Annotated in this window: 25 protein-coding genes; 9 read left to right on the top strand and 16 right to left on the bottom strand. The window is 41.0% G+C overall.

Annotation, left to right across the window (positions count from 1 at the left end; translation table 11 throughout):
* Window positions 1-1281 (bottom strand): M48 family metallopeptidase, encoded by a 1281-nt coding sequence (locus MHI35_RS04995; protein WP_335348920.1) that lies wholly within the window; start codon window positions 1279-1281, stop codon window positions 1-3.
* A 175-nt stretch (window positions 1282-1456) separates the two neighbouring features.
* Here MHI35_RS04995 and MHI35_RS04990 point away from each other — a divergent pair, with 175 nt between their 5' ends.
* Window positions 1457-1864, top strand: coding sequence for a hypothetical protein (locus tag MHI35_RS04990; protein ID WP_012009472.1), 408 nt, complete (start codon window positions 1457-1459; stop codon window positions 1862-1864).
* Window positions 1865-1944: 80 nt separating this feature from the next.
* Here the strand turns inward: MHI35_RS04990 and MHI35_RS04985 are convergent, their stop codons facing one another.
* The 3 genes from MHI35_RS04985 to MHI35_RS04975 form a co-directional block, all read right to left on the bottom strand.
* Window positions 1945-3498: a fatty acid--CoA ligase family protein gene (locus MHI35_RS04985; RefSeq protein WP_211063216.1), complete on the bottom strand. Its 1554-nt coding sequence runs from the start codon at window positions 3496-3498 to the stop codon at window positions 1945-1947.
* A gap of 170 nt (window positions 3499-3668) precedes the next feature.
* Complete coding sequence (locus tag MHI35_RS04980; RefSeq protein WP_211063217.1) at window positions 3669-4658, bottom strand: lipoate--protein ligase; 990 nt, start codon at window positions 4656-4658, stop codon at window positions 3669-3671.
* 2 nt (window positions 4659-4660) lie between these two features.
* The gene (locus tag MHI35_RS04975) at window positions 4661-5404 is read right to left on the bottom strand and encodes an MBL fold metallo-hydrolase (protein ID WP_186325074.1); all 744 of its coding nucleotides are present in this window, start codon (window positions 5402-5404) and stop codon (window positions 4661-4663) included.
* Between the two features lie 156 nt (window positions 5405-5560).
* Here MHI35_RS04975 and yhfH point away from each other — a divergent pair, with 156 nt between their 5' ends.
* Both yhfH and MHI35_RS04965 read left to right on the top strand, forming a co-directional pair.
* A complete protein-coding gene (gene yhfH, locus MHI35_RS04970; protein ID WP_008359029.1) occupies window positions 5561-5698 on the top strand; it encodes a protein YhfH in 138 nt (45 codons plus the stop codon).
* Window positions 5699-6037: 339 nt separating this feature from the next.
* Window positions 6038-7327 carry a cation:dicarboxylate symporter family transporter gene (locus MHI35_RS04965; protein ID WP_335348921.1) on the top strand — a complete coding sequence of 430 codons (1290 nt, stop codon included), beginning with the start codon at window positions 6038-6040 and terminating at the stop codon, window positions 7325-7327.
* A gap of 32 nt (window positions 7328-7359) precedes the next feature.
* Here MHI35_RS04965 and MHI35_RS04960 read toward each other — a convergent pair whose 3' ends face one another.
* The 7 genes from MHI35_RS04960 to MHI35_RS04930 form a co-directional block, all read right to left on the bottom strand.
* Window positions 7360-8409: a M42 family metallopeptidase gene (locus MHI35_RS04960; protein ID WP_012009466.1), complete on the bottom strand. Its 1050-nt coding sequence runs from the start codon at window positions 8407-8409 to the stop codon at window positions 7360-7362.
* A gap of 143 nt (window positions 8410-8552) precedes the next feature.
* Window positions 8553-10862, bottom strand: coding sequence for a YhgE/Pip domain-containing protein (locus MHI35_RS04955; RefSeq protein ID WP_335348922.1), 2310 nt, complete (start codon window positions 10860-10862; stop codon window positions 8553-8555).
* A gap of 64 nt (window positions 10863-10926) precedes the next feature.
* The gene (locus tag MHI35_RS04950) at window positions 10927-11505 is read right to left on the bottom strand and encodes a TetR/AcrR family transcriptional regulator (protein WP_012009464.1); all 579 of its coding nucleotides are present in this window, start codon (window positions 11503-11505) and stop codon (window positions 10927-10929) included.
* A 175-nt stretch (window positions 11506-11680) separates the two neighbouring features.
* Window positions 11681-13093, bottom strand: coding sequence for a protoporphyrinogen oxidase (hemY, locus tag MHI35_RS04945; RefSeq protein WP_211063220.1), 1413 nt, complete (start codon window positions 13091-13093; stop codon window positions 11681-11683).
* 22 nt (window positions 13094-13115) lie between these two features.
* Window positions 13116-14054 (bottom strand): ferrochelatase, encoded by a 939-nt coding sequence (gene hemH / locus MHI35_RS04940; protein WP_335348923.1) that lies wholly within the window; start codon window positions 14052-14054, stop codon window positions 13116-13118.
* A 32-nt stretch (window positions 14055-14086) separates the two neighbouring features.
* Window positions 14087-15145 carry a uroporphyrinogen decarboxylase gene (gene hemE / locus MHI35_RS04935; protein WP_012009461.1) on the bottom strand — a complete coding sequence of 353 codons (1059 nt, stop codon included), beginning with the start codon at window positions 15143-15145 and terminating at the stop codon, window positions 14087-14089.
* A 124-nt stretch (window positions 15146-15269) separates the two neighbouring features.
* On the bottom strand, window positions 15270-17405 hold the full coding sequence (locus MHI35_RS04930; RefSeq protein ID WP_144522788.1) for a transglycosylase domain-containing protein: 2136 nt from the start codon (window positions 17403-17405) through the stop codon (window positions 15270-15272).
* A 127-nt stretch (window positions 17406-17532) separates the two neighbouring features.
* On the opposite strand from MHI35_RS04930, the gene MHI35_RS04925 reads away from it, so the two are divergent.
* Complete coding sequence (locus MHI35_RS04925) at window positions 17533-18018, top strand: antibiotic biosynthesis monooxygenase family protein (RefSeq protein ID WP_211063223.1); 486 nt, start codon at window positions 17533-17535, stop codon at window positions 18016-18018.
* 63 nt (window positions 18019-18081) lie between these two features.
* On the opposite strand, the gene MHI35_RS04920 is transcribed toward MHI35_RS04925, so the two are convergent.
* On the bottom strand, window positions 18082-18234 hold the full coding sequence (locus MHI35_RS04920; protein WP_223249501.1) for a hypothetical protein: 153 nt from the start codon (window positions 18232-18234) through the stop codon (window positions 18082-18084).
* Between the two features lie 281 nt (window positions 18235-18515).
* Here MHI35_RS04920 and MHI35_RS04915 point away from each other — a divergent pair, with 281 nt between their 5' ends.
* Complete coding sequence (locus MHI35_RS04915) at window positions 18516-19703, top strand: M20 family metallopeptidase (RefSeq protein ID WP_335348924.1); 1188 nt, start codon at window positions 18516-18518, stop codon at window positions 19701-19703.
* A gap of 29 nt (window positions 19704-19732) precedes the next feature.
* Here the strand turns inward: MHI35_RS04915 and MHI35_RS04910 are convergent, their stop codons facing one another.
* Genes MHI35_RS04910 through MHI35_RS04900 form a run of 3 tightly spaced genes read right to left on the bottom strand, consistent with a single transcriptional unit; the run spans window position 19733 to window position 22447 of the window.
* Complete coding sequence (locus MHI35_RS04910; RefSeq protein WP_144522464.1) at window positions 19733-20440, bottom strand: EcsC family protein; 708 nt, start codon at window positions 20438-20440, stop codon at window positions 19733-19735.
* Window positions 20441-20493: 53 nt separating this feature from the next.
* A complete protein-coding gene (locus MHI35_RS04905; protein WP_335348925.1) occupies window positions 20494-21714 on the bottom strand; it encodes an ABC transporter permease in 1221 nt (406 codons plus the stop codon).
* The gene (locus MHI35_RS04900; RefSeq protein ID WP_003212171.1) at window positions 21707-22447 is read right to left on the bottom strand and encodes an ABC transporter ATP-binding protein; all 741 of its coding nucleotides are present in this window, start codon (window positions 22445-22447) and stop codon (window positions 21707-21709) included. Before MHI35_RS04900 ends, MHI35_RS04905 begins: the two co-directional genes overlap by 8 nt.
* A 487-nt stretch (window positions 22448-22934) precedes the next feature.
* Here MHI35_RS04900 and MHI35_RS04895 point away from each other — a divergent pair, with 487 nt between their 5' ends.
* From MHI35_RS04895 to MHI35_RS04885, 3 genes are all read left to right on the top strand, one after another.
* Complete coding sequence (locus MHI35_RS04895) at window positions 22935-23363, top strand: HIT family protein (RefSeq protein WP_144522461.1); 429 nt, start codon at window positions 22935-22937, stop codon at window positions 23361-23363.
* Window positions 23364-23522: 159 nt separating this feature from the next.
* Window positions 23523-24602 (top strand): 3-phosphoserine/phosphohydroxythreonine transaminase, encoded by a 1080-nt coding sequence (gene serC, locus MHI35_RS04890; RefSeq protein ID WP_335348926.1) that lies wholly within the window; start codon window positions 23523-23525, stop codon window positions 24600-24602.
* Window positions 24603-24732: 130 nt separating this feature from the next.
* A complete protein-coding gene (locus tag MHI35_RS04885) occupies window positions 24733-25251 on the top strand; it encodes a tryptophan transporter (protein ID WP_003212065.1) in 519 nt (172 codons plus the stop codon).
* Window positions 25252-25300: 49 nt separating this feature from the next.
* Here MHI35_RS04885 and MHI35_RS04880 read toward each other — a convergent pair whose 3' ends face one another.
* Window positions 25301-25492, bottom strand: coding sequence for a hypothetical protein (locus MHI35_RS04880; protein ID WP_144522459.1), 192 nt, complete (start codon window positions 25490-25492; stop codon window positions 25301-25303).
* A 128-nt stretch (window positions 25493-25620) separates the two neighbouring features.
* Here MHI35_RS04880 and MHI35_RS04875 point away from each other — a divergent pair, with 128 nt between their 5' ends.
* Window positions 25621-25977: a YtxH domain-containing protein gene (locus tag MHI35_RS04875; RefSeq protein WP_007497160.1), complete on the top strand. Its 357-nt coding sequence runs from the start codon at window positions 25621-25623 to the stop codon at window positions 25975-25977.
* The last annotated feature ends 95 nt before the right edge of the window (window positions 25978-26072 follow it).

The following is a 26072-nucleotide window of genomic DNA, read 5'->3' as shown; positions in this document are numbered from 1 at the left end:
TTATTGCTTCCTCGACGCTTCCACTTTTTCCGCTGCTTCCATCTCCATGATTCTCTCCATCATCGTTGGGTGTCCGTAGCGGAAGACCTTCACTAAAAGTGGTGGATTCACCTGAGACAGCCCTGATTTTGCAAGCTTTTGGAAAGACGTCACCCCTGCCTCTCCGTCTTTTGTCAAATTTATCGCATACTCATCAGCTGCACGTTCTTGATGTCTTGAAACTGCATTTGTAAAAGGTGAAGCTGCAAATGAAAGCACTGATACAATCACGAGAAGAAGCGGAAGAGCAGCGATGTCGCGCGGCTCCCTCAGCCGAAATAAAACAGCTCCCTTACGATAGAAATAAAAATAGAGACGGTCGATCGCAAAAAATCCTGCAAGCGACAATACTAGATATCCTGCTAATCCTATATAGACATGCTTCATGACGTAATGTCCCATTTCATGTGCCATGATAAATAAAATTTCGCGATCTTTCAGCTTTTGCAGTGTGGTATCCCATAACACAATACGCTTATTTTCACCAATCCCTGTGACATAAGCATTCATCGTGTTCGTTTTCTCAGACATATTGACCTCATATACATGATCCGCCGGGATATGTGCTTTGTCTGCAAGTGTTAAGATCTTGTTCTCAAGAGCTTGATCCTTTAGTGGATAAAAATTGTTATATAACGGATCAATGACGACCGGCTGTATAAAGAAAAGAAATAGCGTGAATGGAACTGTCAAACACCAGGCATACAGCCACCAGCGCTTTCTTCTTTTTTGAATAAGCCAAAAGAATACAATTGCACATAGGGCAAGAAGCGGATATTGAATCCAGAAATCTAGAATTTGATCTTTCAACCAGCTTGCCGTACTTTGAGCAGATACTCCGTAGTGTAAAGACAGCTGATAGCCAATCCACTTAATGGGAAGTGAAATCAGCATTGTCAAAAGTGACAGCACAAACACATATACAAGTTTGCTTAAAAATGTGAAGCGAACTGCTGTCAGGCTCCAGTCTGCTAATTTTCGTGAAAATCCTGAAATGAGCAGAAGAAAAAGGACATACCAATCTAATGGAATGGTCATGAAAAACAGCAAGTTACGTATGTTCGAGAAATTCTCGCTGATAACAAGCTCATGGCTTGTCATAAAGGTATGCGGATCTGCACTTGTTCCTTTTACACTGTCAGGAACTGATGCATCCGCAAATAGAAACAAATAAGAATAAATAAAAAGACCGTACAATATGTATGCTACCGTTGCAAGAGCTACCCATTTACGTACTCGCACAGGTCAGCCTCCTTTCCATCTCTCTCTATTCTAATCATCCAGTATTTTGTTTAGAACCTGTCTCATGTGGCTCCATCATAGCATGCCCTATCTGAAAAAGCTTTCTCGAAAAAAATGATTATGCTACTCGAAAATCGGAGATGCTACATATAAAATAGAGTGTTGGAGGATCGAAATGAAGAAAATCCTTGCAGGAATTGTGATCTTTGGACTTTTACTTATTACCTTCTTTTATGTATTCAGTCGGACAGGCGAAATCTTTGATGAGAATCGAGCAGAAAAATTACTCCTTTCATCTAAAAGAGAATCCATTTCTTATGAAATAGACGATAAGGACACAGCAGAAGATTTAATAGAAGAATTAAACAAAGGCAAACAAACAAGCAATCATCTCAAGAAAAATCTAAAGGAACCAGATTATATCGCCAAGGTGATGTACGGCCGAACAAACGGCACCACCTTTCAGCTTTGGACAAACCGTTCGCAGGTTGTTTTTTTAGTAGATGGGACTTATTATGAGCTGAATCAAAAACAGTCTCAATCTTTTCAGAAACAGTTAAAAGAAGCCATTCAAAAGAGCTGAAATTTTATCTCATTGTCTTTTTAACAGCCTAATATACCTCAACAAACTAAGGGAGCCTCTTCATAAGAGACTCCCTTTTCTTATTTACTTTCCTCTGCCTGATACTTTTCCTTTAGTGCTCTTCTTAAAATTTTACCTGTTGTGTTTTTTGGAATATCATCTATGAAATGGATCGTTTGGGGCTGCTTATATTTCGCTAAAAAGCGTGAACAATGTGTGATGATGTCTTCTTGATCGATGTGAGCATGTTTCTTAGGGGAAATGTAACAGACGACAGCCTCTCCGGTGTTCGGATCTGGTACACCGATGACAACGGCTTCTGCTACAGCTTCATGTTGGTAAAGCACTTCTTCTACTTCTCTTGGATACACATTATAACCGCCAACGAGAATCATATCCTTTTTCCGATCGACAATATAAATGTATCCTTCTTCATCTCTTCTTGCTAAATCACCGGTGTACAACCACCCGTCTCTTAGTGCAGCTTCAGTATCTTCTGGCATTTGATAATAGCCTTTCATAATGTTGGGTCCTTTTGCTATGAGCTCTCCGACTTCATTTGGACCGACTTCTTCTCCTAGTTCATTCACAATCTTATTCTTCACATTCATAATGTCGGTCCCAACTGAACCGGGTTTTCTTTTTCCATCAAGAGGATTGAATGCAGTTACTGGGGAAGCTTCTGATAATCCGTAACCCTCCAATACCGTGACACCAAATTTTTTCTCAAAACCGTGAAGTAAAGCAACAGGCATTGAAGCACCGCCTGATATACAAATCCTCACGGAGGACATCGCATCCTCATGCCCTTCCTGTCGGTACAAGTAGTTATACATGGTCGGAACACCAACAAATAACGTTGGTTTCTCTTTTTCCATCATACGCAAAAGCTCTGATGGGCTGAAATGTGGCTGAACATAGATGGTTGCGCCATGAATCAATGGTGCATTCATACAAACCGTTAAACAAAATACGTGGAACATCGGCAATGCAGCAATGACCTTGTCCTTTTCATCAATGGATAGGTACTCAGCAACGTCTCTCGCATTTGAATACAGATTGAAATGAGTCAGCATGGCACCCTTTGGTTTTCCTGTCGTGCCAGATGTAAATAAAATAACTGCCGTATCATCCTGATGAATAGATGGATGCACGTTCTCTTTCGCATGACCAGACACAAGCTTTCCAAAGAAGACAAGTTGATCTGATACTTCCTTAAAACTTGATCTGCACGCAGATTCATTTTCTGCACAAATAATCACCCGTTCAATAGACGGAAGCTGTTCGTACACCTGCTCGTACACTGGCAGTAGCTGTTCAGGGGCAACAATTCCTTTTACATCACCTGTAATCAGCATATAGCCAATTTCACTAGGCGTGTATGTTGGATTGATTGGTACTACGACAAGTCCTGCCTTTAAGGCACCAAAAAAAGAAATGACAAAATGCGGTGAATTTCCTAAAATCAGCGCGAGATGATCCCCGGCTTGAAACCCTTCGCTCACTAATCCATCTGCAAAGCGCTCGATACTCGTCATGAGCTCTCGATAGGTCATCTGATTTCCTTCAAAGATCAGTGCGATATCTTCTCCCTTCGTCATCGCTGTCTGCTCTAGATTTTTGATCAAATCCATTCTCCCACCCCTTACATGTCATCAATGAATGAATAACCATTCATTTTATGGCCAAACATTCCTCCTTTCTATTATAATAGACAATCGAAAAAATCCACAAGATCAAATGTAAATCGCTTTCATTTCTTTCAATAAAAAAGCACCGCTATCTCTAGCCGTGCTTGTCCCTCTTAATAAATCAAATCAAGAAAATCCTCTTTTGATACGTTGCCGAAGTAGTGACGCATGTCCATATCTTCTAATACGTCGCTGATCGTTTTGCGATCGTATTGCTGCCCAATGAGTCTTTTTTCAATATCAGCAATATCCCCTACACCAAAGAAATCACCAAAGATTTTGCAATCCTGGATCATCCCTTTTTTCACTTCTAACCGAAGATCAATCGAGCCTGCTGAGAATCTCTTAGAATGCTGCAAATTAAATTTCGGTGAACGACCGTAGTTCCATTCCCATTTTTGATATCGTTCCCGGGAAATCTCGTGAATCTTTTCCCAATCCTTCTCAGTCAACTGATATTGAGGAACATCCCCATTCGTATCGAAAATATAGCTTAACAGAATTTTTCTAAATTCTTCAGTAGTCATCTTTTGATCCATTAATTCATTAATATTGGCAACCCTACTTCTAATGGATTTAATGCCTTTTGATTCAATCTTTTCTTTTTTCACATTTAAAGCCGAAACAACATGTTCAATTTCTGAATCAAATAGTAGCGTACCATGACTGAAAATGCGCCCTCTTGTAGCAAACTGAGCATTCCCAGAAATTTTCCGACCATCTGCCATGATGTCATTTCTGCCACTTAATTCAGCTTTGACGCCTAGCTTTTCTAGCGCTTGGATGACTGGCTCCGTGAACTTTTTAAAATTATGGAAGCTGTCCCCATCGTCTTTTGTGATAAAGCTAAAGTTCAAGTTTCCTTTGTCATGGTAAACTGCGCCACCACCGGACAGGCGACGGACAACTTTGATGCCGTTGTCTTCCACATACTTTGTGTTGATTTCTTCTATTGTATTTTGGTTCTTCCCAATGATAATCGAAGGTTGGTTAATATAGAACAGCAAGTACGTTTCTTCTGGGTCTAAATATTTTAAGCAATATTCTTCTATTGCTAAATTAATCATTGGATCATAATGTTGTTCGTTATCGATAAACAGCATCTCTATCTTCCTTCCTTGTTCCATCTAAGCCCTGAATGGGCAAGCTGTATATTGCCAGTATATAACGCCTTTGCTTCATTGACTAGGTCTTTATGACGACCAAAATGAGGCAGGTGGGTGATGATAAGTTCTCCGACATTTGCTTCCATTGCAAGCTTGCCCACCTCTGTACTATTCATATGTCCTGCACTCGATCCATCCTGTCCAGCGTAGAAGTTGCTTTCAGCAATGAGTAGATCTGCACCCTTGCTAAATGGGACAAATGCCTCCTGGTAACTTGAGTCTGCTGTATACACCACCACAGCATCCTCTGCCTGAATTCTCATCGCATAGCATTCTGCTGGATGAACCGTTTTCAAAAAATCGATTTGAAATGGACCAATTTGAATACCCTCTACTGGATCATAAGCCTTAGCCTTAGTATGTACATCATCCGCAATCCGCCCAAATGCTTCTTGATTACCCATATGTCCATAGATCCGAAGCGGACCGCTGCTTTTTCCTAAATGATATCCCACTAGCTTCGCATATTGGAGTGGTCCGATATCTGCAATATGGTCGTGGTGATAATGAGAAAGGAGAACAGCATCAAGTTCTTCTATATCAATATATTGCTGCAGCTTCGAAAGAACACCGCTCCCGCAGTCTACAAGCAGACGAAAGCCACCTGATTCAAAAAGGTATCCTGACGTCGCTTCACCAGCGGCCGGAAATCCTCCGTAGCAACCAATGACAGTTACTTTCATCGTCATTTTTCCCTCCTTTTCTAAAAATCCCCTTCTTACAATATACCCATTTTTCATAAAAAAAGCATTCTTCTTGCCTATTGTTACAAAACAGATTGACAATTATTAATCTGTTATAATACAATGATAACAACAAAACGTATTGGAGGATGACAAATGCTAGGAAAAATCACAGAGTTTTTTAGAAATTTGCCCTCAAAAAAATGCACAAAATGTGGAAATGATTTAATGGAACAACACGAGTGTTACGGTAATGAATGTGAGGAATGCTCACAAGTAAGTTATCTTAAATAAGGTAAAAAATTGAATTAAAAAGCACTTTTTTCCTCTTTCGTCAGTTGGAGTCAAAAGTGCTTTTTTTTTTTTCTGAAAAATAGGTAAAAAGGTAAAACCCTTGTCCTAAAAGGGTTTTTTAGTATTTTCATCTGATGAGTTTTAGTCCCGAAGGCACTTTTTATTGACTTTAATCAATAATGGAGGTTCTAAATGTTCATTTTTTCAAATAATTTTGTATTTTCTCAATATAATTTAATCGTGGACGAACCTCTTTAATTTTAGTTATACTTTAATTCATATATCAAAACTTAATATGATGGGAATATTCCTTTAATGAATATGTTAGGGAGGAAATCTATGAAAAAATTAAAATTTGGATTAGCTACGCAAATCCTAATCGGTCTTATTCTCGGTGTTGTTGTTGGGGCTATCTTTTTCGGTAACCCAGGCGTTGAGACTTATTTAAAACCAATTGGAGACTTCTTCTTAAGACTCATTAAGATGATTGTTATACCAATTGTCGTATCTAGCTTAATTTTAGGTGTTGCAGGTGCCGGTGATGGTAAAAAGGTAGGGAAACTTGGTTTTAGAACCATTCTTTATTTTGAAATTATCACAACATTTGCGATTATCCTTGGTCTTGTGCTTGCAAACTTTGTACAACCTGGTGCAGGCGTTGATTTTGGAAATACAGAAAAACAAGATATTAGCCAGTATGTTGAAACGGAAAAAGAGCAAAGCGGCAAATCAGTTGCTGATACGTTCCTTCATATCGTTCCAACGAACTTCTTCCAATCATTGGCGGAAGGTGATTTGCTTGCGATTATTTTCTTCACTGTGCTATTTGCTCTTGGCGTTTCAGCCATTGGTGAACGTGGCAAACCAGTGCTCGCCTTCTTTGAAGGTGTATCACACGCCATGTTCCATGTCGTCAATGTTGTGATGAAAGCTGCACCATTTGGTGTCTTCGCGCTCATTGGTGTAACTGTATCAAAATTTGGTCTTGAATCTCTTATTTCATTAGGTAAGCTTGTAGGTCTTGTTTATTTTGCGCTCGCTCTCTTCCTTATCGTTGTATTCGGAATTATTGGAAAGATGATTGGCGTCAATATTTTCAGATTTCTTGCTTACATGAAAGACGAAATGCTTCTTGCCTTTAGTACATCCAGCTCTGAAACAGTTTTACCAAGAGTCATGAATAAAATGGAGCGGATTGGATGTCCGAAGGGAATTGTTTCTTTCGTTATCCCAATCGGTTATACGTTTAACCTGGACGGCTCCGTCTTGTATCAAGCGATCGCTGCGCTGTTCCTTGCACAGGTATACGGCATTGACCTTACGATTGTCCAGCAGCTCACACTTGTTCTTGTGCTGATGGTGACATCTAAAGGAATGGCTGCCGTTCCTGGTACGTCCTTTGTTGTATTACTCGCTACATTAGGAACAATTGGTGTACCTGCTGAAGGTCTTGCATTTATTGCAGGTGTCGATCGTATCATGGATATGGCACGAACAGTTGTTAACTTAACAGGAAATGCACTTGCAGCTGTTGTGATGTCTAAATGGGAAGGGCAATATGACCCTGAAAAAGGACATCGCGTGATGACTGGACAAGATGTACCTGAACCAACACAGCTTTCAAGCTAATGAAAAAGAACCCCATTTATCGGGGTTCTTTTTTATGCGGTGATTAATGATGATTGAACGTAGTGATAAAGAAGATCCGCTGTATGGACAAGAGAATCTTCATGCGTTCGTTCAAACGCATGCGAGGAATCGATCCCAGGACCAATCAATCCATGAATGATATCATGCCCTGCCCGAATCGCTGCTGATGCATCAGAGCCGTAATAAGGGTAAATATCTAGACGGTAATCAATGTTGTTCTCTTCTGCTAATGCAGCTAAATGCTTGCGTAATCCATAATGATAAGGACCGCTTGAGTCCTTCACACAAATAGACACACTGTATTCATCTGTTGATTGCCCATCGCCGATCGCTCCCATATCGACAGCGAGATATTCCACCGTTTCTTCGGGAATATTGGAGTTTCCACCGTAGCCAATCTCTTCATTATTAGAAATTAAGAAGTGCGTCGTATGCGGCAGTGTGATGTTTTCCTTTTGAATGCGGTGGATGAGTCGCAGCAAAAGCGCTACACTTGCCTTGTCATCAAGGTGTCTTGATTTAATAAAACCTGATGACGTCACTTCCACTCTCGGATCAAATGAGATAAAGTCCCCTACTTGAATGCCAAGTGCTTTGACATCGTCTGCATTTTGCACCTTTTCATCAAGACGAACTTCCATATTCTCTTGGTTTCGTTTTGCTTTTCCCGCATCTGCATAGACATGAACTGACGTTTGATGCATAAGAATGGTACCTGTGTATGTATGACCTGTTGATGTTTCAATTTCACAGTACTCACCTTCGATTGAGTTATACTGAAAGCCCCCAATGAGTGCAAGACGAAGCCGTCCATTTGATTTAATTTCCTTTACCATCGCACCGAGCGTATCGACATGTGCTGTCAGCATGCGGTGTTCCTTATCATCAGTTCCTTTTATAGTGGCGATTAAGCCGCCCTTACGATTTCGTTTTGTCTCAATATTTACATCTTGTAGAAAGCGTTCAACAAAGCCGATCACCTTTTCTGTATTCCCTGATGGACTTGGGATCGATACGAGCTTTTGAATCAGCTGAACGGTTTCGTTTACTTCCGTTGTCATTCGGCATTTCCTCCTTTGTGTGAAAGCAATTCCTTCCATGAATGCCTTTTATAGCATCTCTTCTTAAAATATATCGCTTCGGGTTCAAGATGTCTAATTTCAAATCAAAAATCCTTCCTCTATTAAGAGAAAGGATTCTTTGATTAAGCTTCGTCTTGCTTCATTTTTCTTACGTTCCAAGCAAAGTATGCAGTTGTTGCCGCCATCATGATGATCGCAACTGTACCAAGAATCGCTGCTTGGTGCCATAAATAGCTATCATCACCACTTGCAATGATCGTTCTAAACCCATTGATCGTATACGTCATTGGAAGCAGACTATGAATGACTTGGAAGAATTTCGGCACAAGCTCAAGCGGGAATGTACCAGCACTTGCTGCGAGCTGAAGAACTAAGATAATGACGGCAATGAAGCGTCCTGGGTTCCCCATTGTTGTCGCTAGCAGCTGAATAATCGCTAAGAATGTTAGACTGACGACGATCGCAAAGAGATAGAAGCGCCAGAGGCTTTCCACCTCAAGACCAAGCCCAAAGATGAGCATCGTACTTGCAATGACTGCTTGAAGAATACCAACAAGCAGAAGCACGCTATATTTGCTGACAAACCATTCAAACGCATTTCTAGGGCGTCCAGCAGGGTCTTTCATTGGGAATACAACGGTGAGCATGAGAGCCCCAACAAAGAGTCCCATTGATAGAATATAAGGCGTGAGCCCTGTTCCATAATTATCAATCTTTTTAGCTGTATCGTTTTCTGTTTTAACAGGGCTTGCAATCATATTGTAATTGTCTTGATTTGCATCAATTTCCCCTGTCTCATCAGCAGCGCTTTTCAATTTATTGGACAGTTTGCCTGTACCGCTCTTTAAATCTCCCAATCCTTTATCAAGCGATTTTGAGCCTTCGGCAAGCTTAGACGTATTGCTTTGGATATTTGTTGAACCACTTTCTAGCTTATTTAACGCTGCGCTAAGCTGACTTGATCCATTGGCAAGCTTATCCGCTCCGCTTTTTGCCGTATCAAGCTTTCCATTTGCTGTTTGCAGACCATCTTGTAATTGGCCTTGACCTGTTTGAAGCTTCAGTGCACCTTGATACAATTTATTCGTACCAGATGTCATTTGATCGATCGCATTTTGTATGGCAACTGTAGACGTGTACAGCTGTTCTGTCTTCTCTGGCAGCTGTTTGACTTGCTGCAGTTGCGCTTTTGCAGATGCAACTGCTTGTTGAACCTCACTTGCATCAGGCAGTTCCTGCAAGGCTGCTAAGCTTTGTTCGAGTCCAGACAGATCAGGCAGTTCGATTTTAGGCAGACTGTTCAACTGATCCATTGCCGCCTTTTTCTCTTCATCTGTCATGGAGCTGTTTTGGATAATACTTTTTACCTTCGCATCTCGATTAGATAATGCTTCTTTTAATGAAGCAAGTTTTGTACTGAACGTTTTTGCGTCTTTTTTCACCTGATCGAGTTTAGGCGCCATCTTTTCAAGATTCGCTAATTCTGGTGACGATAAGACTTTTTCTACTGCTGTAATTTTTTCTGAAAAGGATTGTGCTTTGTTGTTTAGCTGCTCAATGCCTGCTGTGAATTGCGGCATTTTAGAAGCGAGCTGCTGATGTCCTTCTCGGCTTGTGTTTAATCCTTCGGTTAATGTATCAATTCCTGAACCAAGCTCTCCAAATTTCTGATCAATGGTTTGATAGCCTGTTAAAAGCTGACCAAGCCCAATGTCTAGAGACTGTATACCTGTGTTCAGTTCACTCATTTTCCCTGCGAACTGATGAACCCCTTCACTATAGGTTAGGGTACCTTCAGCCAATTTGGCTAAGTTGTCTTTTAGCTTCGTACTGCCATCTTTTGCGCTTTTTGTTCCGTCATCAATTTTCTTCGCGCCATCGCTTGCTTGATCTAATCCTTTTGCAATGGTTTTGAAGTTATCAAAGATGACCTCGGCGTAATTTTTTGTGACTTCTTTTGAGACCGAATCTTTTAATTTGATAATGGCATTATTCGCAATTTGTGACGCCGCATAGTTGGCACCCGGATTCGTATAATATTTCAGATTCGATTTTTTTGGATGTTTCTCTAGCACTGTACTTGCATTTTTCGAGAAATTTTTAGGTATTTCCACAACGAGGTAATAGTCCTCGTTATTTAATCCTTTTATGGCCTTTTCGTGACTATCGACAAAGTTCCATTTGAAATTATCGTTTTTCTTTAATTCCTTTACTAAATCATCGCCGACTTGAAGGTTTTTCCCATCATAATGACTGCCTTCATCCAAGTTGACAACGGCTACAGGCAATTGATCAACTGTACCATAAGGGTCCCAGTACGCTTTTAAAAATACACCACTGTAAATCAGCGGAATAAATAAGACAGCTAATATCGGGATCAGTAGTTTTTTGCTCGTTACAATGTCTTTCCATTGATTCCGAATTAAATTCATTGCTGTTTTCCTCCCATAGATGAATGACTAAATATACAATTTGGTCATTTGAACTCAAAAAAAATTATGTTGTTGCAGATAGTCCTTTTAAGACATAAAGCTCCAGCGATTCAGCTACCTCTTCTTTTGTTAAAGGCTCGTATCGCTTTTCCCAATCAAAAATCAGTGCAATATATAGTTTCACCATCACAAATGCAGTCAATTCAGGATCACAAGGCTTAATGTCGCCTTTATCCATCGCTTCTTGTACTTTCGTTTTGATGTAGCGAATGATCATCTGCTCCATTTTCTCGATCATTTCCTTGACCGCTGACGTGCCAAGCTCCGCATTTTCCTGAAAAATCTTAATTGTGAGCTGGTGGTTTTTTCGAAATTCTAAAATTGCAAAGAGTGCTAAGTGAAGGTTTTCAGAGAAACTATTCTTCTCATCAATTGCCTCATCCGCAATTTTCCTCATCTCTAGTAAAAGAGATGTGAAAATTTCATCGAACAACTCTTCTTTGTTTTTGAAAAATGTATAAATGGTTCCTTTTCCGACATTGGCAAGCTTTGCCACAAGGTCCATTGTGGTCGCTTTATACCCGAATTGAGTAAAAGCTTTCGTCGCACCATCTAAAATCATTTGTCTCCTATCAACACTCATGATCTCACTCCCGAAATGACTATTTGAACGTTTTGGTCATTAAGTACAGAAAGTAATATACCATATCCTTTTCCCCAGATGCAACAACTTTGTTCACATTTATGATTCCCAACTCTTTTGGAATGATCCGAACATGAAAAACTCCCTTTCTATGACAGAAAAGGGAGTTGTTTTTTTATGAAAATAGGTACGATACAGCCTCTGAGATGGCGGCTTTTCCTTGATCAATACAATCAGGGATTCCGACACCTTCAAAAGCAGCACCTGTGATATAAACACCAGGATATGATTGCTTAAACGTTTCTCGCATGTTCGAAATGGCTTTCTGATGACCGACGTGATATTGCGGCATACTTGTCTTCCAGCGAGTCACTGTCGTCAATTCTGGATCTGCTTTAATATCCATGATTTTCTTTAAATCTTCTAGCACGATGCTGACGATTTGACTGTCTGACTGCTCGACAATCGATTCGTCACCAGCTTTTCCAACATACGCACGCAATAGCGTTTTTCCTTTCGGAGCGGTATGCGGCCATTTTTTGTTTGTCCATGTACAGGCCGTAATAGAGAAATCACTGTTTCTTGAGATGACAAAACCAGTGCCGTCATATTCATTATGAACATCCTCTTCTTTAAAACCGAGTGCTACTGTTGCAACTGAGGTAGAGGTCATGTCATGCAAATACTCTAGCCCTGCTTCTTTAGGAAACATGGAATAAATCGATTGATGCGGCGTCGTGACAATGGCTGAATCGGCAAAAAGCGTTTGACCGCTGTCTAATTGCAAGCCATAGCCTCCATCCGTTTTTTCAATCTGTTTGACTTTTGTCCCTTTATAGACCGTTGTCAGCTTGAGCTTACTTTCTACTGCTTCCACAAGCGACTGCAATCCTTGATTGATCGTTTGGAACTGTCCTTGTTTTTTCGCAGTCACTTGCTGCGCTTTCGCATGCTGCTGTGATTTTTTCATCCCAAGAATCAAACTGCGATGCTTTTGTTCTGTTTGATAAAATTGCGGGAAGGTCGACATTAAGCTCAGACGGTCAATATCCCCTGCATAAATGCCTGATAGAAGCGGCTCAATTAAATTCTCAACGACCTCATCACCCACACGTCTTCTAAAAAATTCACCAAGCGACTGATCTTCCGTCTGCTTGCTTTTTGGCAACACGAAATCCATCGCCGCTCTTGCTTTTCCCGCAACTGAAAAAAGACCAGTTGTAATAAATGGGCTGATTTGAGTTGGAATCCCCATAACAGCACCCTTTGGCATCGGGTGAAGCTTTTCATTGACCAGTACATACGCTTGCCCAGTTTCATTATTAACGAGCTGATCGGACAGACCGACATCTTTCGCGAGCTGCGGCCCACTGACCTTTCTTTCTAAAAATGAATCAGGTCCACGTTCAATGATGTAGCCGTCTTTATATAATGTTTGTATTTTTCCACCTAGCCTAGGGCTCGCTTCAATAAGTGATATTTGAATTGGAAGACCTTTTTCTTCGACTTCCTTTTCCAAATAGAAGGCGGCGGCTAAACCTGTGATGCCACCGCCAATGATGACAAGGTGTTTTTGATTGTCATGCATAGGATCGCCTTCTTTTATATGATTACTTGCTTTCGTCAAGCTTCTTTAATACGACTGTTGCCAGAGCATCAATAAATGCTGGTTTCGCATTTGGCATTTCTGGACGATAGTAGGCTGCACCAATTTCATCTGTCACGACTTTACATTCATAATCGTTGTCGTATAACACTTCAAGATGATCAGCGACAAACCCAACAGGCACATAAACGAAAGTTTGATAGCCTTTTTGTTCAAATAAGTCCCTCGTTAAGTCTTGCACGTCTGGTCCAAGCCATGGATCAGGCGTATTGCCTTCACTTTGCCAGCCAATTTCATAGTGTTCAATTCCCGCACCTTCTGCAATCATTTTGGCAGATTGTGCGAGCTGATCAGGATATGGATCTCCTGCTGCAATAATTTTTTCAGGCAGGCTGTGTGCAGATACAATAAGTACTGCGGAATCTCTTTCCTCTTCACTCATTGATGCATACGTATCCTTCACTTGCTTCACCCAATAGTCCACAAACTTCGGCTCATCGTACCAGCTTTCAACAGATGTAATCTGTAGATTGCCGAGCTTGTCTGCCTCATCTTGTGCACGTTTGTTATATGATTTCACACTAAAGGTAGAGAAATGCGGCGCTAAAACGATACTCACAGCTTCTGTAATGCCGTCCTTGTGCATGTCAGCAACGGCATCCTCGATGAAAGGCTCGATATGTTTTAAGCCAATGTACACATGAAATTCAATGTCGTCTTGAATGTTATTCAAGTGCTCACATAAACCATGTGCCTGCTGCTCTGTAATTTTTGATAAAGGAGAAATACCGCCAATTGCCTTGTAGCGATCCTTTAAATCTTGCAGCATTTCCGGCTCCGGCTTTCTGCCTCTACGAATATGTGTATAATAACGCTCAATGTCTTCTTCTTTATACGGGGTGCCATATGCCATGACAAGAAGCCCCATTTTCTTTTTCTCCACAACCAACACTCCTTCAGATCAATTGAAATAGTTTAGATGGATGATTTTTTATGTTTAGCTGAATAGTCGTGAATAAAATCGGTCAGCTTCTTTAACGTATCTGGTGAAACATCTGGAAATACCCCATGTCCTAAGTTAAAGATGAAGTGATCTGATTTCATCCCTTGATCTAATATGTCTTTTGCTCTTTCTTCAATGACTTCCCAAGGAGAAAGTAAGATTGTTGGATCAAGATTTCCTTGTAACGTTTTTGTGAGCCCTTCTTTTCGCGCTTCGTCGACACTCATACGCCAATCAAGTCCAACAACGTCTAGCGGCAAATCATGCCAATCTTTCACGAGATGGCTTGCACCAACTCCGTACATGATCATTGGTACATTTTCACTTTTCAACTCTGTGAAAATTCGCTGCATGACAGGTTTAATGAATGTCCGGTAGTCCGCTGCATTTAATGCGCCCACCCATGAGTCGAAGATTTGAAACGCACTGACCCCTGCTTTTACCTGGGCACGTATGTACGTGATCGTCATATCCGCTAATTTGTTCATGAGCAGCATCCATGTCTCAGGCTCACTGTACATGAGCGCTTTTGTTTTATGATAGTTTTTAGATGGACCGCCTTCAATCATATAGCTCGCCATCGTAAATGGTGCACCAGCAAAACCGATGAGCGGTACATTCAGCTGCTCCTTCGTTAAAAGCTGAATCGTATCAAGCACATATGGCAGATCTTCTTCAGGATGAAGTTCCCCAAGACGTTCGATATCTGCTTTTGTGCGAATCGGTGAATCGATGACAGGTCCAATGCCATTTTTAATTTCCACGTCCACTCCAATAGCTGGAAGCGGGGTCATAATATCTTTATATAAAATCGCGGCATCTACACCATATTGTTCTACAGGAAGTCGTGTTACATAAGCACACAGCTCTGGCTGATGCGTAATTTCAAATAGCCCGTACTTTTCTTTAAGGGCACGATATTCAGGCTGTGAGCGTCCTGCCTGCCTCATATACCAAGCTGGTACATGGTCTGTTTTTTCCCCTTTGCACGCCTTTAAGAACGTGTCATTAAAAGCCTTCGTTTTTCCCATTACCTTTCATTCCACCTTTCGCCTTACACTCTCTTTGTATAAGGCTCAAACACTGCTTTTACTATACCGCTTTTTCAAGGCACGGTATACTAAACCGGCTCATTGTTCAAAAAATCGCCGAATATTAACGTCCAAAAGCCTCTGGCTTGACATAAGGACTGCCTTCTCCTTCTTCTTCCGTTTGGGTATTATATGGAACCACCTTATACTCCGCATCTGAAAACACATTGGCATACGGCATTGTATAGCTATTTGCGCCTGTCACTGAATCGATCAGCGTCTCGTTTCCATTCCTCTTTTCATAAATACGGTATTCAACCCGTTTATCCTCTTGTTTGTCCCAAGACAGGTCTAATGTAAACAACCCTTTGATTTTAAACACATAGCGGGCTTCAAATCCAGAAAGTCCTTCTACATGAATTGGTGCTTGAAGTTCTTTAATTCCTTCTGGTTTTTTAAACGTTTCATTCGTCATTTGGGCTGCCGTTAAAATATCCTTAAACAGCTGCACTGGGTATTGACTTCCACCAGTTAAGTAGTGACTGTTATCGGTTTTGTCATACCCCATCCAGATCGCACCCGTTGTACTTGGTGTATAGCCTGCAAACCAAGCATCTTTTGTTGCACCCTTCACACCTGAATATGTGGTCGTGCCTGTTTTACCTGCTAAGTCTCCAGCATATGAACCGCTCTGGGCTGTTCCACCTTTGACAACTTGTTGCAGCATTCTTGTCATATTCCAAGCATTCTGCACGCTGAACACTCGTTCTGGCTTACTGCGATTTTTCTCTACCGTTTCTCCTTCATCATTGGTGATTTTCTGAATGAAGAAAGGCTTTTTATATACGCCTTCGTTTGCAAATGTGTGGAAAGCTCCCGCGATTTGAAGTGGAGAAACCCCTTTTTCTAAACCGCCAAGGGCTATCGCAAGTCCTTGATCCGAAATATCGATTCCCATTTTCTCGAGATATGTTTTCGAAGAATCAATACCAATCTGGCTTAATGTCCACACTGCTGATGTATTCTTACTTTTCATGAGGGCCTCCACCATTGTAACCTTGCCTTCATACTGCCCATCGTAATTCTTTGGTGAATAGCCGTCATAGCTTTTTTCTTCGTCTTCAAGCAGGGAATAAGGTCGGAATTTTTTTTCCTGTAGCGCAGGTCCATATACCGCAATCGGCTTGAAAACAGATCCAGGCTGTCTCACAGCGGTCACCCTGTTATAGCCCCTCGCTTGATATTCTCGTCCTCCGATTGCTGCTTTTACTCCTCCAGACTCATTATCAATAAAGATGGCACTGCTTTCAGGAGAACCGCTTTTTCCCGGGAAATAACGGTTGTTTTTCATCGCATCGTAGGTAACCTTTTGCAGATTCATATCAATCGGAACTGTTATGGTATAACCACCTTGAAGCAATTGTTCATGTGAAATGGAATACTCCGATTCTGCTTCCTTAATGATAAGATCGACATAGCTGTCCACCCAAGGCGTTTCTGATTTCTTTTTCAAATGAATGCCTAGTGTTCTTCCTTTTGCTTCTACTGTTTCTGTTGATGATAAATACCCTTGCTCATTCATTAAATTAAGGATCGTGTCCCGTCTTTGTTTATTTTTATCAGGGTGTAAAACAGGCGAGTAAGTAGACGGCGCCTTTGGCATCGCAGCGAGTGTCGCTCCTTCACTGACAGTTAAATCCTTCACATCTTTACTAAAGTAATAATTGGCTGCTGCCTGAATACCGTAGACTCCATGACCGAAGTAAAGCTGATTCAAATACATTTCGAGCAGCTTATCCTTTGAATAGTCTCTTTCTAAATTAATCGCAATAATGACTTCTTTTGTTTTTCGCAGAAAGGTTTTGTCATTTGTGAGAAAAATATTTTTTGCGAGCTGCTGAGTAATTGTACTGCCGCCCTCTACCTTTCCACCTGCTAATATATCTCGATAAACCGCTCTTGAAATTGACTGCGCATCAATTCCATGATGCTCATAAAAACGCTTGTCCTCGACAGCCACAAAGGCTTTTGCTACTTTATCGGGTACATCCTTTATTGACACAGGGTCCCGATTTTCTGAATACATACTTGTGAGTTCTTTTCCATTCTGATCAATGATTTGGGATGAAGCATGAAATACAAGCTTCTTTTCATCTATGACATAATGTCCTAAAAATAAAATGGTCAGATAGCCAATAAATGAAAGTACAATAGTGCTTCCTACAATGACTAATGGAATGATTATCTTCTTTTTCTTCAAATTAGGTCACCTCATTCCTTTATACGGATAGTATGGGATGTATTGCTTCATAATATGTTTTATGGATTGACTACCAAAGAATTATATATCATTCTTTTGTTATACTATCAAGCAGGAGGCGGTTTAGATGAATGTCTATATGACTTATGGAACAGCAGATTTCTTGCATAAAATCGCAAAAAAACACGATCAGGAAAATCTGCTTTATATGGTCGGAAAAGAACAAGCAGCTCTTTTCCATGAGACGGAGGGTGAGACTGTTTTTAAAGCCCCTCATGCCTATGATGTGATTTATGCAAAAGGTGAGCTTGTCCATTCCGGTTTCGTCACCTTGAATCATATCCCTGTGAAGCTTGAAAGTAGAGCACTGTTTGAATCTACTTTCAAGAAGAAGACGAACATCTCAGAACATCAGCGGGGCTTCAAAGCTCTTCGAGTGTTAAGACCGAAAAAAGATGAAGAAGTGTATTTAATTATGACACTTTGGGAATCAGAGGACTTATTTGAAGACTTTCAAGAATCAGAAGCATTCTTTCAGCCAAACGATGATACCGGCTCCATCTTCTCTCGTCCTGCTTATCTTACATCCTATCATGCCGTTACAGACAATTAAGGAAGTGCTGCTCTCAGCACTTCTTTTTTCATGAAAAAAAGCCCAATCAATGGGCTTTTCATTTTATCGTCGTGATGTCAGCTCATACCGATGAATGATCGGCTGGAGTACATAGAAATTCAATAGGATCCATCCTAATAAGATCGGCCACTTTAACATAGGTGAAGCCCCTTTCAATTGAATGAGCATCACCAATAGCGGAATCAAACAGATCATGAAAAAACTCATTTTCGATACAAAGGTTTCTTTGATTTGGTGCCGACAGCTTGGACACATCATCATTTTCGTATGTGATAAATGAAACTTTTCAACGAAAGAAAACGCTTTCAAACAATTTGGACAGCTTCCCAATACAATTCCTCCCTTTCCCCGCTTCATAGACACTTCGACTTTTATGTAAAATGACCTTTGATGCGCATGCGACATCCTCTTCTGTTGAAAGATTCTAACAATTACCATACAATCAGTAAAAGAGCATGAAGGAGGTTTTCAAATCAATGACAATATCTACTTTACAAAAAAGCATCAATGAACGTCTTGATGAACATTATGAGGAAATGGTTGAAATTAGACGCCATCTCCACATGAATCCTGAACTTTCTTTCCAGGAAGAAGAAACAGCCGCTTTCATCGCCAGCTACTACGACAAATTACATATACCCACACGTACACAGGTGGGCGGCCATGGTGTACTCGCCTTTATCGAAGGAGCTTCTCCGGGGCCGACGATTGCCCTCAGGGCTGATTTCGATGCACTCCCTATCCATGATGAAAAGGAAGTGCCTTACAAATCGACAAAGCCTGGTGTGATGCATGCATGCGGGCACGATGGTCACACAGCGACACTGCTTGTCTTAGCGAAAATTTTGAATGAGCACCGTGATCAATTAAAAGGGAAAATCGTCCTCATCCATCAGCACGCAGAAGAATATGCGCCAGGCGGTGCAAAACCAATGATTGAAGACGGCTGCTTAGACGGTGTCGATGTCATATTCGGTACACATCTTTGGTCTCCAGAACCTTGTGGCACAGTTCTTTATAAAAGCGGGAACTTTATGGCAGCTGCCGATCGCTTCTCTATCCGAGTTCAGGGAAAAGGCGGACACGGTGCCCAGCCTCACTTAACGAAAGATGCTGTACTCATCGGTTCACAAATCGTGGCAAACTTGCAACAAGTCGTTGCCCGTAAAGTGAATCCAGTTGATTCTGCTGTTGTATCTGTTGGAGGTTTTGTAGCAGAGAATGCTTTTAACGTCATTGCAGATTCTGCCGTTTTGACTGGTACTGCACGGTCCTTTGAAGAAAGTGCACGACACACCATCGAACGAGAAATTGAACAGGTCGTGAAAGGGGTGTGCGCCATGCATGATGCAGGATACACATATGAATATGTGAGAGGATATCCTGCTGTCAAAAATCATCCAAAGCCGACTGAATTGATCGCTGACATCGCCAAGCAAACAGATGGTGTCATAGAAGTAAAAGAAGCGGAAACCCAAATGGGTGGAGAAGATTTTGCTTACTACCTTCAGCATGTCCCTGGTACCTTCTTTTACACAGGCGCCATGCCGGAAAACAGCGACGACGCATATCCCCATCACCATCCGAAGTTTGATATCAACGAAAAAGCAATGCCAGTCGCAGCGAAGGTACTCGCGAGTGCCGTCCTTTCCTACGATGAATAAAAAAAAGCCGCTGGCAAACAGCGGCTTTTCTATTTCTTTTCTTTCAACACCCGTAAGTGAAACACATGGCGAGCGACATCTCCGAGTTGGCCTGTCAGATGATGATTTGCTACACCACCAACAGCGGCTCCGACGACCGGCATTAATTGAAACAGCTTCACTAGGTCAATGTAATCTCGATACTCCTGCTGAAAGCTGTACCAATCCATTTCCTCGCGGCTCGTTTCCCAATCATCTATGATGCTCATCATTTTTTGACGATGCGCACTGCCAGAAAAGGCAAGTTGAAATATACAGAGCAAAAAGAGTCTTTCCTCTTTTTGAGACAAATCAAAACCATAGATACATGCCAGCTCATAAAGACATTTCATCTTAATGCTAAGCAGTAACGGAAAGTCCGCCATACCGAGCAAAATACCACCTGCACCTGTTCCAATTCCTTCAATCGCAGCTGCCTTTTGATAGTATTTCACTTTCTCTTTTGCCAGTTCATTTCGCTCAAGAATGGATAATTGCTCATCCATAACTGTAAATGAAGTGAAGTGAGATCCTGATACGGTGGATTCAACCATTGTTTTGACAGCAGTTGTGATGACTTGATGAAACCTGGCAGGGATTCGGCGGTTCACCTGCTGCTGAACTCCTTTTGAAAACCGTTCGATCTTTGAAGGTTTTCTTAAAAATCGCGTTTGAAAAAGAATGGCTTCTTTATATAACTCCCGTTCAGCTGCATTCATCCGGTCCCCTCCTTGATGTCATCATACGCTCACTGTCAGTCACATATCTCTGCCTATCTCATTTTTTTTAATCGACTGAGTACGTATGGCTTGAAGAGGACAAGCACAAATGCCAATGAAATCAGAAGAGCAAGTCCACTTCCTTGCCACCCTCCTGCCGGTAGGACTGCACAGCTCAGCAATATCGATTGGATGATGAGCACGTTACGGACGAGAATAAAAAAGCTCCGATCCTTTTCTTGCTGAGCAACAGGATAAAGTGCCTGTAATGAAAGATGGGCAAAGTGCTTCGTTAACGGCACAAGCTGGACACCTGTGATAAACACGGTGAACAACACAAGCAATGCCCCCATCCAGCCTGCTGCACCTGTATACAAAATAATCAGCACAAAGACGGCAGTTAGCCTAAACACGAGACCAAAATAGTCATTTGATCGTAAAAATGCCCTCACGTACATGTAAGAAAAAGTTTTACGCTGATCATACGGAACAAACTGCAAAAGCCAGTCCATATAGACTCTTCTTTTCACCTGTTTCTTCAAATGAGGCACATCTGTAAATAAATTGGCCAAACGATAAAAACGCTGTTTTCGTTTTAATTCGTCAGATATATGCAATTCCCATTGAAAAGGCTGCTTTTTGACTGCATTGGTTAAGTAAACAAGATAGACACCATAGATGAGATAAAAAACGATTGCGATTGCATAGGATGCCTGTAAAACGGTATAGATTAAAATCATATTCAATAGAAAACGAAGGACTGCATCAAGCCATCTCATCTGTTTTCCTTGAAAATACGTCATTCTCCATTGAATCGCTGTATTCAGACCCTTGATCAAAATCATTTGCGCCAATATAAGCACATACATCTTGATGCCGCCTGATGACACTGCCGAATAAAGCGGGAGTGCGACAATGGATACGGCAATGAGAGGAAACAGCTGAGAAATGAAGCTAAAGTTAAAAGCTTGTTTTAAATAAGGCTCCATCTTCCCTTCCAAAGGAAGCAAAAACACGAGATCTGCTTCTTTGATCAACGTCCGCACGTAAGAGCTTGTCAGCACCAATGAGAAAACAACTGCCATGACCCAGTAGGAAGGAAAATGAGCTGGAATATGTTTGAGCCAATTACTATACCAGCTCGCTCCGCCTGCAAGGAAAAAAATGAGCACAATGACAAGATGATCATTGAACATGTATTTTAAATATTTTCTTGTATCTTGTATGTGTTCCTCTAATCGTGATTTCCAAATGCTTTGCGTCGTTTTACTCATAGCTTTCTTCCTTTGTTAATTCCAAATAAAGATCATCGAGTGTCGCATCTCTCATATTGAACTGTTCTCTCAGCTCCGTCAGGGTTCCTTTCGCTCTAATTTCCCCTTCGTGCAAAATAATAAAAGAATCACAATAGCGTTCTGCTGTCGCCAAGATATGCGTCGACATCAGGACACTAGCGCCGTTTTTCTTCGCGGCATTCATCCGTTCAAGCAGTGCATTAATCGCAAGAGGATCGAGTCCTAAGAACGGTTCATCAATGATATACAGTTCTGGTTCAACAAGAAACGCACACATAATCATGACCTTCTGCTTCATTCCTTTTGAAAAATGAGCAGGGAACCACTTCAAACGTTTCTCCATTCGAAATTCTTTCAGCAATGACGGCAGCCGTTCATCTAATTGTTCCTTAGACAGTCCGTAAGCCATCGCTGTCAGCTCTAGATGCTCTTTTAAAGTTAATTCTTCATATAATACAGGTGTTTCTGGAATAAACGTAAATTGCGAACGATACGCCTCTTGATCATCTTGAAGGGTTCGCCCATTTAATTCAATCACACCTTTATGCGGTTTCATGAGTCCGATGATATGGCGAATGGTTGTACTTTTCCCCGCCCCGTTTAAGCCGATGAGACCGACAATTTGATTTCTTTCTAATTCAAATGAGATATTTTTTAGAACGGGATTCTTCGTATATCCACCCGTTACATCTTTTACAGTGAGAAGGGACATGAATTCGTTCCTTTCTTTCGTTTTTCCTTTATAGTAACAAAAACGAAAGGTAATTTGAAATGTTTACCTATAGACAAGTCATGAATAAAAAATAGGCATCTTGGTCATCATAATGTATGTAGAAGAAATGAACTTGATGACCAATAAGTAAATGAGGTGTTTGTTAAAGGCAAAGAACCGCATGACAAGTTGGTTTTTTCATCAAAAACCTTAGCTTCTGTTTTGCTTCACTGATTCTTGATTTTTGTGTCCTATACAATATGTATACGACAAACCAAAACGTCAAATGAGGTGTTTACGGCAGAAATAGCAGGCATATGAATTCTTTATTTCAGTAAATAGAGAATTCAAAAGGCATATCGAATGAAAGCATCAGCATTTCTTCTGCAGGAGCAGGATGAGCGACCAAAGGAGTTCGCTTGTCCTGTTTTCTTTTTTGCTCATTTTTGTGATACGATGAAGGAAAATGAATGAGGAGTGACATGACGTGAGCGATTGTATTTTTTGCAAGATCATTGATGGAGACATTCCATGTGCAAAAGTATATGAAGACGAGCATGTATTGGCTTTTCTAGATATTAGCCAAGTAACAAAAGGGCATACCCTTGTAATCCCGAAAATACATAAAGAAAACATCTATGACATGACACCAGAAGTGTCTAATCACTACTTCCAAGCGATTCCAAAAATTGCAAGAGCAATCAAACAGGAATTTGAACCCATTGGATTAAACCTTTTAAACAACAACGGCGAAAAAGCTGGACAATCTGTGTTCCATTACCACATGCATATCATTCCGCGTTACGGTAAAGGCGATGGCTTTGGTGCCGTTTGGAAATCACATCAAGAACAATATACGTCAGAGGATTTAAAAGACATTTCTTCTGCCATTCATACGCGCCTTACCTCATCTTAATAGATGAGGTTTTTCTCATTTCTCCCCCTTTTTCTCCCCTTCGTTTCTTAATAGTAAGATATTTAGAACGATTCAAATTTTTTGTCCAATTGCTTCAAATTTGTGATAGGATGGTTTTATCTTTTGATCCATTAACGCGAGAAATAGGGAGAGATTGTGATGAAGCGAACGACAAATTTTAATGCTGGTCCGGCGGCACTGCCGCTAGAAGTGCTTGAAAAGGCACAGGAAGAACTTGTTGATTTTAAACAAACTGGAATGTCTGTAATGGAGCTGTCGCATCGCAGTGGTGAATATGAAGAAGTCCACAATAAGGCAAAAGCACTGTTGGTGGAACTGATGGACATTCCTGAAGATTACGAAGTCCTCTTTTTACAGGGCGGAGCTAGCCTTCAATTTGCGATGATTCCTATGAACTTCTTACATGAAGGCGAAACGGCTCATTTCATTCAAACAGGCGCTTGGTCAGAAAAAGCATTATCAGAAGCAAAAGGGTTTGGTGAAACATCTGTGTTTGCTTCAAGTGAAGACGACAACTACTCGTATATTCCAGAAGTAGATGCCTCCGCTTTAACAGATGGCGCTTACTTACACATCACATCAAACAATACGATCTTCGGCACTCAGTGGAAAACGTTCCCTGGTACCGCATTACCGCTCATTGCGGATATGTCCAGTGATATTCTCAGCAAAAAAATCGATGTTTCTCAATTTGATCTCATTTATGCTGGGGCACAAAAAAACTTAGGGCCTTCTGGTATCACGATTGTGATCGCGCGCAAACGTTTATTAGAAAAAGAGAAAAAGAGCACACCGAAAATATTAAAATATTCAACACACGCAAAAGCTGGCTCTCTTTATCACACACCACCGACTTTTGCGATTTATATGCTGTCTCTTGTCCTTGACCATGTTAAACAGGCTGGCGGCGTAGAAGCAGCGGAAAAACGAAATGAACAAAAAGCAGGCATTCTTTATGACACAATTGATCAAAGCGGCGGTTTTTACAAAGGACACGCACGCACTGACAGCCGGTCGCATATGAATGTCACATTTACCCTTCGTGATGATGCACTCACTGCATCCTTTGTAGAGAAAGCAAAGCAGGAACAAATGGTTGGACTTGCCGGCCACCGTTCTGTCGGTGGATGTAGAGCATCTATTTACAATGCGGTATCGATTGAAGACTGCCAAAAGCTTGCGGACTTTATGAAAAAGTTTCAGCAAGAAAATGAGTGAAAAAGCTTTTCTATAGGGAAATAAATTTGTTATAATAACGAGAAATATAAAGTGATGACTCTTGCAATAAATGATGAGCCATATTATTGGAGAGTTCTAAGAGCTTAGCAGAGGAGAGGAGAGCATAGAAATGAAAACAAAAGAATTAGTGATTATGTCATTGCTTGCAGCAATGGGAGCTGTTTTGCATACGATTTTCCCGCCCATCTTTTTCGGAATGAAACCCGATATGATGCTGGTCATGATGTTTTTAAGCATCATCCTTTTCCCAAAGGTACAGCATGTCGTGGTGATTGCCCTCGTAACAGGCGCCATTTCTGCATTAACAACAGGTTTCCCAGGCGGACAAATTCCGAATATGATTGATAAACCAGTGACAGCCTTTATCTTCTTAGCCCTTTTCTTATCATGCATGAAGATAAAGAACAAAGTAGTGCTGACCGCTGTGTTAACTGCGATTGGAACCATCGTATCCGGCGTGATTTTCCTATCTGCCGCATTACTGATCACTGGACTGCCAGCTGCATTACCGGCCCTTCTTGTAGGCGTCGTCCTGCCAGCAGCCGTGATTAATACCATTGCCATGGTATTTGTCTTCCCAATTGCTCAGTCCATTCTCAGACGTGCAAGAATGATAGAAGTTGCTTAACAAATAATCGAACCTCTTCATAATAGATGAAGAGGTTTTTTTCATGCTTTTATAAAAGAAAAAGGGTCAACAGCAATATGAGGAGCGAAATTCCTGCACCTGCCGCACACACAAGTGCTTTTTGCTTTAATACATGTTTTGGCGGATAAGACCCTGCATACCCTAGCTGTCTTGCATAATGAATAGAACCACCTGTAAAAATGACACCGATACACGTAAAAACGAACAGAAAGACAGACAACCTTCTCCCCTCCCTTTTCTTCAAAAGTATGCTAAAATAAAGCAAGCTATGTATGGAAGTTCAATGAAGCTGATCGTCAGCTCAGAGAGAACATGCGAATGTGTAAAATTTGACTAGAGGTGATTTGAATGGCTAGTGGACGTTCTTTATTAACAGGATTATTTGTAGGCGGTCTCCTCGGAGGTGCGGCAGTGCTCCTGACGACTCCCTCTTCTGGCAGAGATGTGCGCGGAAAGATGAAAGACGGCTATGACAAATTCGAAGATACGCTGACAAGATTAAAAAGAGATGGACAAGCTTTAAAAGAGCAAATTGTTGAAACCGCAAAAGAAAGTGCAGAGGTCATTAAAGAAGTCGGAACTGAATTACAAACATCGATTCAGCAATGGCGTGAAGAAATCAAGCCTCATCAGCAGGATTTGCAAAAGGAAATTCAGGAAATTGAGGAAAAGCTCAAGCAACTGGAGAAAACCTTACAAAACTAATATACTCAAGAAAAAATATTCGTTTACAAAAGTGTGCGGGGTGCGTATCCCGCACTTTTTTTGTTGAAAAAAGGTTATTTTGACAATGTTTTTCA

It is taken from the genome of Bacillus sp. FSL K6-3459 (assembly GCF_038003305.1).
Taxonomy (GTDB): domain Bacteria; phylum Bacillota; class Bacilli; order Bacillales; family Bacillaceae; genus Bacillus; species Bacillus pumilus_O.
The sequence above is the reverse complement of the archived record's forward strand: the minus strand, read 5'-3'. Positions and strand labels throughout refer to the sequence as shown.

Bases quoted from the DNA above. Each gene is read 5' to 3' on its own strand.
- MHI35_RS04915 (WP_335348924.1), top strand. From the start codon at position 18,516: ATGACAATATCTACTTTACAAAAAAGCATCAATGAACGTCTTGATGAA.
- MHI35_RS04910 (WP_144522464.1), bottom strand. From the start codon at position 20,440: ATGAATGCAGCTGAACGGGAGTTATATAAAGAAGCCATTCTTTTTCAA.
- MHI35_RS04925 (WP_211063223.1), top strand. From the start codon at position 17,533: ATGAATGTCTATATGACTTATGGAACAGCAGATTTCTTGCATAAAATC.
- MHI35_RS04900 (WP_003212171.1), bottom strand. From the start codon at position 22,447: ATGTCCCTTCTCACTGTAAAAGATGTAACGGGTGGATATACGAAGAAT.
- hemY (WP_211063220.1), bottom strand. From the start codon at position 13,093: ATGCATGACAATCAAAAACACCTTGTCATCATTGGCGGTGGCATCACA.
- MHI35_RS04965 (WP_335348921.1), top strand. From the start codon at position 6,038: ATGAAAAAATTAAAATTTGGATTAGCTACGCAAATCCTAATCGGTCTT.
- serC (WP_335348926.1), top strand. From the start codon at position 23,523: ATGAAGCGAACGACAAATTTTAATGCTGGTCCGGCGGCACTGCCGCTA.
- MHI35_RS04905 (WP_335348925.1), bottom strand. From the start codon at position 21,714: ATGAGTAAAACGACGCAAAGCATTTGGAAATCACGATTAGAGGAACAC.
- MHI35_RS04985 (WP_211063216.1), bottom strand. From the start codon at position 3,498: ATGGATTTGATCAAAAATCTAGAGCAGACAGCGATGACGAAGGGAGAA.
- MHI35_RS04875 (WP_007497160.1), top strand. From the start codon at position 25,621: ATGGCTAGTGGACGTTCTTTATTAACAGGATTATTTGTAGGCGGTCTC.
- MHI35_RS04990 (WP_012009472.1), top strand. From the start codon at position 1,457: ATGAAGAAAATCCTTGCAGGAATTGTGATCTTTGGACTTTTACTTATT.
- yhfH (WP_008359029.1), top strand. From the start codon at position 5,561: ATGCTAGGAAAAATCACAGAGTTTTTTAGAAATTTGCCCTCAAAAAAA.
- MHI35_RS04955 (WP_335348922.1), bottom strand. From the start codon at position 10,862: ATGAATTTAATTCGGAATCAATGGAAAGACATTGTAACGAGCAAAAAA.
- MHI35_RS04885 (WP_003212065.1), top strand. From the start codon at position 24,733: ATGAAAACAAAAGAATTAGTGATTATGTCATTGCTTGCAGCAATGGGA.
- MHI35_RS04960 (WP_012009466.1), bottom strand. From the start codon at position 8,409: ATGACAACGGAAGTAAACGAAACCGTTCAGCTGATTCAAAAGCTCGTA.
- MHI35_RS04980 (WP_211063217.1), bottom strand. From the start codon at position 4,658: ATGCTGTTTATCGATAACGAACAACATTATGATCCAATGATTAATTTA.
- MHI35_RS04920 (WP_223249501.1), bottom strand. From the start codon at position 18,234: ATGATCTGTTTGATTCCGCTATTGGTGATGCTCATTCAATTGAAAGGG.
- MHI35_RS04975 (WP_186325074.1), bottom strand. From the start codon at position 5,404: ATGAAAGTAACTGTCATTGGTTGCTACGGAGGATTTCCGGCCGCTGGT.
- hemE (WP_012009461.1), bottom strand. From the start codon at position 15,145: ATGGGAAAAACGAAGGCTTTTAATGACACGTTCTTAAAGGCGTGCAAA.
- MHI35_RS04950 (WP_012009464.1), bottom strand. From the start codon at position 11,505: ATGAGTGTTGATAGGAGACAAATGATTTTAGATGGTGCGACGAAAGCT.